The 8752-nt window shown below is 34.5% G+C and carries 12 protein-coding genes; 3 read left to right on the plus strand and 9 right to left on the minus strand.

Annotated features, from left to right (window positions below; translation table 11 throughout):
* The first annotated feature begins 66 nt into the window (after positions 1-66).
* Together AOG55_RS07245 and AOG55_RS07250 are read left to right on the plus strand one after the other, a co-directional pair.
* Positions 67-498 carry a universal stress protein gene (locus AOG55_RS07245; RefSeq protein WP_048102569.1) on the plus strand — a complete coding sequence of 144 codons (432 nt, stop codon included), beginning with the start codon at positions 67-69 and terminating at the stop codon, positions 496-498.
* Positions 499-543: 45 nt separating this feature from the next.
* Complete coding sequence (locus tag AOG55_RS07250; protein WP_048102595.1) at positions 544-774, plus strand: 30S ribosomal protein S17e; 231 nt, start codon at positions 544-546, stop codon at positions 772-774.
* Between the two features lie 2 nt (positions 775-776).
* Here AOG55_RS07250 and AOG55_RS07255 read toward each other — a convergent pair whose 3' ends face one another.
* The 9 genes from AOG55_RS07255 to AOG55_RS09605 are packed head-to-tail and all read right to left on the minus strand — an operon-like array spanning position 777 to position 8147.
* Positions 777-1160, minus strand: coding sequence for a rhodanese-like domain-containing protein (locus AOG55_RS07255; RefSeq protein WP_236688990.1), 384 nt, complete (start codon positions 1158-1160; stop codon positions 777-779).
* Positions 1141-1797: a chlorite dismutase family protein gene (locus tag AOG55_RS07260; RefSeq protein ID WP_055041097.1), complete on the minus strand. Its 657-nt coding sequence runs from the start codon at positions 1795-1797 to the stop codon at positions 1141-1143. Before AOG55_RS07260 ends, AOG55_RS07255 begins: the two co-directional genes overlap by 20 nt.
* Positions 1798-1837: 40 nt before the next feature.
* Positions 1838-2437, minus strand: coding sequence for a hypothetical protein (locus tag AOG55_RS07265; protein ID WP_048102565.1), 600 nt, complete (start codon positions 2435-2437; stop codon positions 1838-1840).
* On the minus strand, positions 2430-3797 hold the full coding sequence (gene purB / locus AOG55_RS07270; protein ID WP_054964278.1) for an adenylosuccinate lyase: 1368 nt from the start codon (positions 3795-3797) through the stop codon (positions 2430-2432). Before purB ends, AOG55_RS07265 begins: the two co-directional genes overlap by 8 nt.
* 22 nt (positions 3798-3819) lie before the next feature.
* Complete coding sequence (locus AOG55_RS07275; protein WP_156318798.1) at positions 3820-4326, minus strand: hypothetical protein; 507 nt, start codon at positions 4324-4326, stop codon at positions 3820-3822.
* Between the two features lie 46 nt (positions 4327-4372).
* Positions 4373-4627, minus strand: a complete 255-nt coding sequence (locus tag AOG55_RS07280) for a hypothetical protein (RefSeq protein ID WP_054964280.1) — start codon at positions 4625-4627, stop codon at positions 4373-4375.
* 34 nt (positions 4628-4661) lie between these two features.
* Positions 4662-6923: a phosphoribosylformylglycinamidine synthase subunit PurL gene (gene purL, locus AOG55_RS07285; RefSeq protein WP_055041099.1), complete on the minus strand. Its 2262-nt coding sequence runs from the start codon at positions 6921-6923 to the stop codon at positions 4662-4664.
* The gene (gene purS / locus AOG55_RS07290) at positions 6916-7158 is read right to left on the minus strand and encodes a phosphoribosylformylglycinamidine synthase subunit PurS (protein WP_048102209.1); all 243 of its coding nucleotides are present in this window, start codon (positions 7156-7158) and stop codon (positions 6916-6918) included. Before purS ends, purL begins: the two co-directional genes overlap by 8 nt.
* 29 nt (positions 7159-7187) lie before the next feature.
* Positions 7188-8147, minus strand: coding sequence for a YrhK family protein (locus AOG55_RS09605; RefSeq protein ID WP_201779093.1), 960 nt, complete (start codon positions 8145-8147; stop codon positions 7188-7190).
* 189 nt (positions 8148-8336) lie between these two features.
* On the opposite strand from AOG55_RS09605, the gene AOG55_RS07300 reads away from it, so the two are divergent.
* Positions 8337-8752, plus strand: a 416-nt coding sequence (locus AOG55_RS07300; RefSeq protein ID WP_201779094.1) for a hypothetical protein, incomplete at its 3' end; no start/stop codon positions are given.

An 8752-nucleotide genomic window follows, 5' to 3' on the forward strand; every position in this document is an offset into this window, starting at 1 on the left:
CTCTTCCGATCTGGTATACTAACATAAAAATAAATAAATTAATATATACTTAAAAAATAAACCCATATGAAGGTTTTAGTATCTTATGATGATTCGCAGGGTGCAAAGGAGGCACTAAAATATGCATTGAGTATGAAGTGTGCAATAAATGAATATAAAATAGTTTATGTAATACCCACAATAGTTGGAATCAGTGCCAGTTTTGACTCATATATACCTGAATCTGTGTATGAGGGCCAGGATAAAACAGCCGATGAAATTCTATCACATGCATCAAAGGAACTTGATAAAGCGGGTGTAAAATATGAATTAATCAAATTAAACTCCAACGGCGAGGAAATATCAAAATTAATCATAGAGGAGGCAGAGAAGGACAATGTTGATCTAATCATTACAGGCACAAGGAAGCTTCACGGGATAAGCAAATTAATACTGGGTTCTGTAAGCTCAGGTATTATTGCGCATTCAAATATACCGGTTACTGTGGTGCCGCCATAATTTGAAATACTTTATATATTTTTATAAAATCAGGTTGTGATAACCGTGGGAAGTATAAGACCATCAAATATAAAAAGGATAGCAGAGGAGCTCATAGAGAAAAATAAGGATGTATTTAACGAGGACTTTAAGCACAATAAGGAGGTTTTAAAGAACTTCGTTGAGAACAGCGTAACAAAAAAAACGTTTAATGAGCTTGCCGGATACATAACAAGATACAACCTAAAGCTGAAATCCAAGCAGAAGAATGAAATGGAACAGCTTGGGCTTGCATAGGCTTATTTTCCTTTTTCCTCAGGCAATTTTTCCTTTCTCCATGTATTCATGCCACCATCAAGGTGGTAAAGTTTTTTATAGCCCATCCTTGCAAGCCTGTTTGCTGCCGCCCTGCTTCTATGTCCGGTCTTGCATACAAGGATAATCTTTGCATCCCTGCCAAAATCCTTAACGATATCATCCTCACGGCCTAATTTGTAATGCACCGCATTTTTTATATGGCCCCTGCGAAATTCAATGCCGGTTCTTACATCAATAATTTTATATTCATTAAGCCTTTTCATAACATCTTCTGGCTTAAGGGGCTCCAGCTCAGGTGGATCAATAAAATAATCCTTTCCACGTAGGTAATCCTTTAATGACATATTAATCAACCAAATCATCATTATTATAAATCCCAACAAATATTGGGGTTTCGTTTGTTATCCACTTTCTGGCAAGAACCTCTCTAAGCTTTTCCGTTACATGGGACCAGGCTGCAAGATCCTCAACCTCATATAAAACCACAAATTCCTGATCTCCAAGGCCAAATGAGTACGTTGTATATGATAAAATTCCTGAACTTTCCCTATCTCCCCTGGCAGTTCCTATATGTCCTGCGAGTATTTTCCTGCGTTCCTCATAGTTTATTAAATACCATTCACGATCCTTGCTCATTGGGTATGCCACAAAATACTTCTTTGGGTCTGTTTTTAATGTATCCTCCAGGTTTTTTCCCTCCTTAATATACGGTGAATCCTCATATAATGAAAGCATGCTGTATGTTGAATCGCCATAGGTGCCAAGTGCAGAATTAATCCCCTCCTTAAGTTTTTCAAGGTTTATTGGTTCATAGGCTGTTGACCAGAACAAAATATCATTATCATGCCTTACCGATTTATAATATTTTATGCTGATTAAATTCTTTTTAAAGCCATTTATAAAATCTATAAGTTTTTTGTTTACTGATTTTTTACCCTCCGGGTCCAGTGACCAGAACTGGCCATTTAATTTATATGCTAAAACATACATGTATATTGTCATAACTGTCCTTTTTATAAGTTAATTTAGAAATATAAACTTTTCAATCCAGGGTTCTCTGATTATTATTTGCCACGTTATATTTTTTTAAATCAAACTGAGAATAAACAATTTCCCTGAGGAGCCTTGATATTGTGTAAATATCCTTATTTACTGGCTCTATCATTAAATTGCTCTGTGGAATTTTTACGCCTGTCATCTCGAGTTTTCTTATATAGTCAGATCTTAACGGTGGGTTTACAGTGTTGTAATCATTCTTGTTAATTTGTGAAACATTGCATTTTTCAATTTCCCTCATAAATATTGGACGTTCAAAGAGATAATTCAATAAATACAATGAATAGAGTCCAGATTTTTCGGAATCCATTGATCTGGCAACATCACCTACTATTGAATAAATATCCTGGCTATCATCAAGGAATGAAAAAATTCTGGCAGGTTTAATTTCCTTCTCCTTTAATATTCCCAGCTCAACCATGGCATCAAGATATCCCGTAAGGACAAGCCTGTGCATGTTTATTCCCTTTTGTTCCAGAGACTTCTGTATCCCTGTTATTGATTTTTCATCCCCATTAATTTCTTCAAGTATCAGCTTATACATTTTTTTGTCTTCCAGTTTTTTGTTATCGAAATTATTAATCATACAAATCACCTGTTGCGTATTTAATCATATTCTCCGCCTCTTCTATGGCACCCATACATATTTCTCTGGACATGCCTGTGAATTTAAATGGGTCAAGAGCATCATCAAGCATGCTTTTATCTATAAATTTTTCTATTCCATTTTTTATTAGTGATTCTTTAAATGAAATCTTTTCCATGTAGGCCTTCATTGATGCCTCCCTTACAAATTCATGGGCCTCCTGCCGGGGCATACCATTTCTGGCGAGGGTTACTGTTACACTTTCAGACATAATGAATTGATCATTAATTACCTTTTTTAACATTTCATCCTTATTTATATAAATGTTCTTAAATAAATCAATTGATTTTGCAAGCACATCATCCGTCAGTATGGATGTGTATGGTATTGTAAATCTTTCCAGGGCGCTGTTTGTTAAATCCCTTTCATGCCACTGTATGCCAGCCTCATACTCCGGAATTATATAGGACCTTATAAGCCTGCACAGGCTCACTATATTCTCGGCATTTACTGGATTCCTTTTGCTGGGCATTGAGCTTGACCCAACCTGTTCGCTCGAATTAAAATATTCTGAGACCTCATTAATTTCAGGCCTCTGTAAATTCCTGACCTCGGTGGCAAACTTTTCAAGAGATACTGATATATTGTTTAAAATTGACAGATACTCTATGTATCTGTCCCTGCACACTATCTGTGTTGATGCAGTTTCCGGCCTTATCCTGAGTATCTCACACGTTTTATTCTGAATGTCCCTTGCCCTATCACCTAAAGCGGCACCTGTTCCAACCGGGCCAGAAATTTTTCCAACAATTATCCTCTGCCTTGCGCCGCTTAAACGTTCAAGGTGCCTTGTAATCTCTGAAAGGTATACAGAAAGCTTAAGGCCAAATGTAATGGGGCTGGCATGCTGGCCATGTGTTCTCCCAACCATTATTGTGTCCATATTTTCATTTATCAATTTTATAAGAATATTCATAAATTCAATAAGATCTGATGTAATGATGTTTATGGCATCATGGATCTGTACTGCAGTTGCAGAATCATTAATATCATTGGATGTGACCCCAAAATGGACATAATTTTTTCCCTCATTGCATTTTTCTGTTAAAGCATCAACAATGGCCATTACGTCGTGCTTTATATGTTTCTCAATTTCTTTTACCCTTTCAAGTTTAACCTGATTAGAATTAACAACTCTCTGTATATCATTATACGCATTTTCAGGTATGATTTTATAATACGATTCTGCCTGTGCAAGTGCGGCCTCAACACTGAGCATTATTCTTAACCTGTTTTCCTCTGAAAAAACGCCTTTCATTTTATCTCTGCCATATCTGTAATCCAGGGGGGAGACGATCATAAAAACAATATAACACATAGGTTTAAATTTTTTTGTTATTATTTTTGAGTTTTGGATAAACTATATAAATGAACAGCAAGATAATGCCAGATCCGGTGAATAGGGCCCCTAAGGCAGCAAGATAACCGGAATATTTAACATCATTGAATTCGGTTATTTTTGCAAATTCATAGTCCATCAATGGTTTCTGGCTGTTAAATGCTATAAAAACATAATTCCCGGTTAGATTTTTATAAATTAATGTACCATCACTGGATGAAACGGGTTTTACCGCATATTTACTTATATTCGCTGGTGAAATATACTTTGCCATGGATTCCTTTACAAGGCCGTAATTGTTGCTGTTTGTAATCATCATTAGCTCATAATTTGAGGAAAAGTTAAAATCATCTGATTCATACTCACCGGAATTGATCTGATGCTCGCTGTTTTTTACAGGAATCTGGGTAAGTCCATGATACCCAGTGCCAACCATGATAATTCCTGATATTATAAGGATAACTGCAATAATTCTCCAGTATTTTTTCACGGATAATGATTTAAATGTTTTATTTAACATTTGTTAGAAGATGATTCTATAAAGACAGGTCTATATCACCGGACCTTATTTCACCAATCATCTTATTATATTTTGAATTAACCTCATCCTCTGACATTCCGCAGTCAAGGCTTTCCATATAAATTTCATAATTTTCCTCTTCCGGGTCTATTTTTCCTGAATACACCTTTATGTATCCGCATCCCTTGAAGTTATAATTTAATCTGTATGCAAGTTCCAGTGTTATATTTAAATCCTCCAGATATTCAAATTTTTTTATAAAATCTCCCATAATATGTTATGTAAAACAATTATAAAATTTTTGATTATATATATTTATCAAGGCCATGCTCCCATATATGCCTTAAATTGTCTATTTCCTCATTTATTACAACCTTCCCAAGATTTTTTATGATTATTTTATTATTTACTGTTTTTCCAAGCCTAACAGGATTAACCGATTTAAATTTCTCCTCAAACGCTTTTTCCATGCCATTTTTAACCTCTATAACAATGGCCGTGCCAAGCTCTGAAAATAATTTTTCGTTCAACTTGCCATCTATTTGGGATAAATCAGCATCAATGCCTATGGACCCACCAAATGCCATCTCTAAAAGTGCCATTATTAATCCACCCTGGGAAACATCATGTGCAGAATTAATTATTTCCCTGTTATTTTTTAATAATTCCATCAATATCTTTAGGTCATTGAGGTTCACAGGCGGTATGTATGAATATTCTGCATTAAACATTTCTGAGTACTCGCTTCCTGCCAGCGTATTAATAATATTGCCTATTAAATATAACCCTGAATTAGTGGATTTTAAATCTGGTGTTATCCTTTTTACTATGTTATCCATAATGCCTATCATAAGTATATTGGGTGTGGGCTTTATTTCACCATATTTAGACTGGTTATAAAAGCTGACATTACCAGAAACCAATGGAAGATCCATATACCTGCAGAAATCTGATATGGCCCTCACAGATTCCTTAAATTTAAACATTGTTTCAGGGTTTTCAGGATTTCCAAAATTAAGGGCATCGATAATGCTGTGCGGTATTGAACCGGAGCTTATTGTGTTTTTGTATGCCTCTGCAAGTACCCACATTGTGCCATTGTATGCATCTATACTTACAATTTTGCCCCTGGAACCTGAAGTTATCGATAAGCCTGACATTGAATTTTCCAGGGGCTTAATAATTGATGCGTCTGAATGCGTTTCATGATTCGGAAATCCGGTGAATGGCTTTGTTATTGTGCATCCCCTAACGGTAAAATCATACTGCCTAACAATATTAAACCTTGAGCATATGTTTGGCCTTGAAATAAAATCCCTTATAAATTTTTCATAATTTTCTGGCTCCCTAATTGCAATATCTGATTTATTATTAATCACCGGACGGTAATTCCTTGCATATACCGGTCCTGATGTTAGAAATTTTAAATTCATATCCAAAATCTTTTTGCCCTTATATGTTATGATTAAATTGTCACTTTTTACTGTTCTGCCTATTACTGAATATTCTATACCCCATTTTTTGAAAATCTCATCTGCAAGCTTTAAATTTTTTTCTTCCATGGCCAGAAGCATTCTTTCCTGTGATTCACTGACCCATATCTCCCAGGGTTCCATGTTTGCATCCTTTAAAAGCACATTATCCAGGTTTATGATGCCAGATAAACCGCCGGCGTATAAAAGCTCACTCACGGCACTTGAAAAACCGCCACCGCCAAGATCCTTCATGCCATCTATTATGCCAAGGTCATTTATTTCAAGTATTGCATGTATCAATGGCTCCTTTATAATGGGATTTCCAAGCTGCACAGCATTCCTGTTCTCTGAATCATTTTCATTGAGCGTTTTTGATGCAAAATTAACACCATGAATGCCGTCCCTGCCTGTTCTTCCACCACAGACTATTAATATATCATTTTCCTTTTCAACCCTGCTTCTTACAATTTTATCCTTTTTAACTATGCCAATGCAGCCTGCATTTACAAGTGGTATTGTATTGTAGCTGTCATCAAAATCTACTGAACCGGCAACAGTTGGTATGCCAACCCTGTTTCCATAGTCCCTGATTCCGGCAACAACCCTGTTAATAATAAACCTCTCTGTTAACATGCCACTGGTATTTTCTGGATTTCCAAAGTATAATGAATCTATGAGGGCAACCGGCTGGGCACCCATGCAAAGAACATCCCTTATAATTCCACCAACACCGGTGGCAGCACCACCATATGGCTCAACAGCACTGGGATGGTTATGGCTTTCCATTTTAACAACATACGCATAATCATCATTAAATGATACAACAGCGGCGTCATCTTCCATTGTTAAAATCGTATAAGGGCTTTTTAGGCCTGAAAAATACCTTTTAAGGTATATCTTTGAACTTTTATAGCACGAGTGTTCACTCCATGCCTGTGCAATTGCCTGAATCTCTATATCCTCTGGATTCCTTTTAAGTCCAGAAAAATAGTTTTTTAATACAATCATCTCATCTAAGGATAATCCAAGCGAATTGCCCATTTTTTTTAAATTATCATCATCCGCATCCAGAATGTTAAACAATTCAATCACTTATCTTCTCTATTTTATATTCCTGAATAACCGGATTGGTAAGTATATTTTCAGATATATCCTGAATCTGGCGCATTGAATCCTCCTCATTTATTGATGTTGTAAACTCATAAATTTTGTATGTTTTAACATCATCTATACCGGAATATCCAAGCATGGATAGGTTTCTCTTTATGCTGAGCGCCTCGGGATCCTCAACATTTGGCAGGTATTTAATTTCCACTCTTATTTTCATAAACCTTTATGTATAATATAAAATTAAATTTATCTGTTAATTTTTGATAATAAAAATAAATGTGCCCTGCGCACAATATTAATCATTGGCCTTATTAAAAGCTGGGAGCTTCCTATTATAAAAAGATAAACACCATCAAGCTCATTATGATTCGGAAGGAATAAAAAACTACCGACAAGGAACTCCATTCCAACTGCTATATCATTGGCAATGCTCAACCAGTCATAGAATCTTCTTATTTTTTCCTTTCTAAGGTTTTTATAATTATATTTTGTTATGGCATTATTTATCTTTTTATTGCTTAAAAATTCATCAAGATGCATGACTATGGATGCAAGCCCATCATTTTTAATTAAGAAAATAACACCATTATAAAACTCAGGGTCTATGTTTTCTGACGTTTTTGAATAGCTGTAATTTCCGTATTCTCCATCCTTAACCATTATAATTAATTTTATAAACCATTTCTGATTTAAATATTCAGTAAAACTGTTGATATCAAATTTTAGTTTTTTTATTTCATTTTTTGAATAATCAGCAAATGCCTTTGAATAATAAAAATCATCGGAAACTATTATTGGCATGGCAAGTTTTAATTCAGGATTGCATGATTTGCAGTTAATATTCATGTTAAGTATTATTGTCTCAACTATCATTGTTGCAAGCTTCCTGTATAAATATACAACATGCATAATTCCTGATACCTCATCAAATTTTGCAAAATATGAAATTACGCTCTGAAATAATTCCTCCTTTGCCTGCTGATCAATATCATATGAAAGGTCATTGATGTTTATAACCTCCAGTGTTGCATCCTCATTAAATGTGCTTATTACAAGATTGTCTTTTAATTCGTTAAATATATTTCCACCAAAAAGGAATGACATTAGAGGCTTTAACACCGCCCATTTGACGTTAATTCCTATTCTGTTTCTCTGTATAAGGTAAAGCAAATATATGGCTTTGGAAATTCTTAATTTTTCGTCCATTGCTTGTATAGTTAAAATTATTTAAAATATTTATTGAATATATTTTTACCAATAAGAATGCCAGAAAATCACTGAGTTTATAATATGATAAAAAAGTACATAAAGCATTTGCAGGAATAAATAAGATCTGTTTGTATCCAAAAAATTTAATCATTAATGAAATAATCGCTTAAAACGGTGAATATTAATATGTATAAAGGAAACCGTCACCTGCCAATAAGGTCTGAGAGGCAGTATGCAGAAATGTCGGTAAATGATGCAAATGTTGCATGTCTAAGATTAAATAAAAATGTCATAAACCTTGCAGCCTTCAGGGCATATAAGTCATTGCGGAGAATTTTGCAGTCACTTGCAATGAAATATAATTATAATAGAAATGATACAAAATGTGCGGTTCCGAAAAATGAAATGCTTAGGGTTGCAAGACTGCTTGAGGATAAAGGCTATAAAAACCTTTATAATTCCACTGAACTCTCATTAAAAGTATTTGAAGAATGGAAAAATAACAGTGCAAATAAAAATGATGTGATATTATTATTAAAAAATATTAATTTTGAATGGATTTCTGATTTTATGGATAAAACCACACTAAATGACCTGTATAA

Origin of the sequence: Acidiplasma cupricumulans, assembly GCF_001402935.1 — an archaeon.
Classification (GTDB): domain Archaea; phylum Thermoplasmatota; class Thermoplasmata; order Thermoplasmatales; family Thermoplasmataceae; genus Acidiplasma; species Acidiplasma aeolicum.